Annotated in this window: 2 protein-coding genes; one reads left to right on the forward strand and one right to left on the reverse strand. The window is 46.1% G+C overall.

The features are described from left to right. Positions 1–746 (reverse strand): beta-ketoacyl synthase N-terminal-like domain-containing protein (locus BCT81_RS16090; RefSeq protein WP_277869821.1); only part of this gene is annotated, 746 nt, incomplete at its 3' end. 56 nt (positions 747–802) lie between these two features. On the opposite strand from BCT81_RS16090, the gene mnmC reads away from it, so the two are divergent. Then, entirely contained in the window at positions 803–2,953 is a 2,151-nt protein-coding gene (gene mnmC / locus BCT81_RS16095; protein WP_102425087.1) for a bifunctional tRNA (5-methylaminomethyl-2-thiouridine)(34)-methyltransferase MnmD/FAD-dependent 5-carboxymethylaminomethyl-2-thiouridine(34) oxidoreductase MnmC, read from the forward strand. Positions 2,954–3,033: the final 80 nt, after the last annotated feature.

The following is a 3,033-nucleotide window of genomic DNA, read 5'->3' on the forward strand; positions in this document are numbered from 1 at the left end:
GCGCCACGAGCTTTAGCGTGCTCAAGTTCTTCGATAACTAGCATGCCGCCACCACCAGAGATAACGAAACCGTCACGGTCTGCATCGTAAGTACGAGAAGCTAGCTCAGGAGTATCGTTGTACTTAGTAGAAAGTGCGCCCATTGCGTCGAACATCATAGTCAGAGACCAATCTAGCTCTTCACCGCCACCAGCGAATACTACGTCTTGCTTACCTAGTTGGATAAGCTCCATTGCGTGACCAATACAGTGTGCAGATGTTGCACATGCAGAACTCATAGAGTAGTTCACACCACGGATTTTGAAAGGAGTTGCTAGACAAGCAGAAACCGTTGAAGCCATTGTACGTGGAACCATGTATGGACCAACACGCTTAACGCCTTTCTCACGGATGATGTCTACTGCGTTTACTTGGTTAAGAGAAGAAGCACCACCTGAACCCGCAACGATACCCGTGCGGTCATTAGATACTTGCTCTTCTGTTAGACCAGCGTCTGCAATTGCTTGCTCCATTGAAAGATAAGCGAATGCCGCTGCATCACCCATAAAGCGCATCTTTTTGCGGTCAATATGGTCAGCAGGGTTCATTTTTAGGTTACCCCAAACTTGAGAGCGTAAGCCGTTTTCCTTGAACTGCTCTGAAGCGGTAATACCAGATTTACCCTCTTTCAGTGATGCTAAAACTTCTTCGACGTTGTTACCGATACTTGAAACAATACCCATACCGGTGATTACGACTCGTTTCATGTGACATTCCTATAATTCTAAATTCAGCTAGATGATAACTAAGAAGCCTAACAAAAGTGGTCAGCTTTCCTAGAAATTCGTACAATCCCTACCAACATATCGCTTCAAATCACAAAATGATAGATTTTATGACTTCAATTACTAACGCTGAGCTGGAATGGAATGAGTCTGGCACACCAGTTTCAGACCAATTTGACGATGTTTACTTCTCCAACGTGAATGGTTTGGAAGAGACTCGTTACGTTTTTTTAAAGCAAAACCACCTTCCAGAGCGTTGGCTTGAACATGATCAGCGCCGTTTTGTGATCGCTGAAACTGGCTTTGGTACAGGTCTCAACTTTCTTGCGGTTTGGCAATGGTTCGATGCTTTCCTTAAAGATAACCCTCAAGCTATTACCAAAGAGTTACATTTCATCAGTTTTGAGAAATATCCTTTAAACAAAGAGGATCTCATCAAAGCGCACCAAGCGTGGCCAGAATTAGCCGAGTATGCGACGCAACTCCAAGAACACTACCCTATCGCACTGCCTGAATGTCACCGCATTGTATTGGGCGATGGTGCAATCACATTGGACTTATGGTTTGGTGATATCAAAGACTGTATGCCAAGCGTGCCTACACCAAAGCAAGGTTTGGTAGATTCATGGTTCCTAGATGGATTCGCCCCAAGCAAAAACCCAGAGATGTGGAACCAAAACCTATTCAATGGCATGGCAAAGCTGGCCAAGCAAGATTGTAGCTGTGCGACTTTTACCGCGGCTGGTTTCGTGCGTCGTGGTTTGATTGAAGCTGGCTTTGAGATGAAGAAGGTCAAAGGCTTTGGTACTAAGCGTGAAATGATTGCAGGCCGACTGGGCGAAAAACATGCTCATACCAATATCAAGCCTTGGTATGGCTTATCAGAGCACAGTAACTCACAAGACATCGCGATCATCGGTGGTGGTGTTGCCAGTGCTGCGTTGGCTAAAACACTGAGCCGCCGTGGTAAGAACATCACGCTCTACTGTGAACACCAGCAAGCTGCGGGTAACGCCTCTGGTAATAACCAAGGTGCGATTTACCCGCTGTTGAGTGAAGCGACCTCAAACGTTTCGCGTATATTCGGCCCAGGATTGTTGTTTGCGCGCCAGTTCATCAATCAAGCTGCAAAATCGATTGAATTTGATCATAACTGGTGTGGTGTGAACATTTTGATGTGGGATGAAGGTTCGACTAAGAAGCTCAATCGCATGTTGGAAGGTAATTTCCACACCGATTTGATTCAGCGTTTATCGCCAGAGCAAGCAAATGAAAAGATCGGTTTGCCCGTTGATAAAGAGAGCGTCTACTTTCCTCTAGGTGGGTGGTTGAGTCCACTTCAGCTTACTCAAGGCCTTATTGGTCAATTAGAACAAACCAATAAAGTAAGTACACACTATCAACATCAAGTAACTCAGCTTGAGTGGCTAGAGACAGAACAGCAATGGCTGCTAACGATTGATACGCCGCAAGGTGAGGTTCAAGCAAAACATGACCAAGTGGTGGTTGCGAACGGCCACAAGTTCACTCAGTTTGAGCAGACTCAACCTGTACCTTTGACTCCAGTTAAAGGTCAAGTGAGCCACATTCCGACCACGGAAAATCTTAGCAAACTCAAAACCGTGTTGTGCTTTGATGGCTACTTAACGCCACAAAACCCAAACAATGGACACCATTGTATTGGCGCAAACTACGACAAAACCAACATCAACCAAGAGTTTGATGCTGAAGTTCAACAGCACAATGGCGAGCGCCTTCATGGTTCACTGCCAGATCAAGCGTGGACAACAGAAGTCGACACCAGTGGCAACCTAGCGCGCCAAGGTATCCGTAGTGTAAGCCGCGATCATCTTCCGTTTGTCGGTAACGTTGGTAACTTTGAAGCCATTAAAGAGCAGTACCAAAATCTGCATAACTTTAACCCACAGCGTGACTCGGTTGACGATGTTGAAACCGTCACTAGCTTCCCTAACCTATTCTGCTTTATCGGTTTGGGCTCGCGAGGGTTAAGCTCTGCTCCCCTACTCGCAGAGATTTTAGCATCACAAATTTGTGGCGATCCACTTCCTCTTCCTGCTGATGTACTGGAAGCCATTCACCCAAGCAGAATGTGGGTACGCAGACTACGTAAGGGTAAGGCATTAACAGCGGGATGGGTCGCAGATAAACAAGCGAAAGCCAATCAATAGCTGACGGACTACTCGTTCGTTAATTCAGAGTATTTGTAATGAAAAAGCCCGAGTGACGTTATGTCTCTGAAGTGACCCCG

The organism is Vibrio sp. 10N.261.52.A1, assembly GCF_002876325.1.
Taxonomy (GTDB): domain Bacteria; phylum Pseudomonadota; class Gammaproteobacteria; order Enterobacterales; family Vibrionaceae; genus Vibrio; species Vibrio chagasii.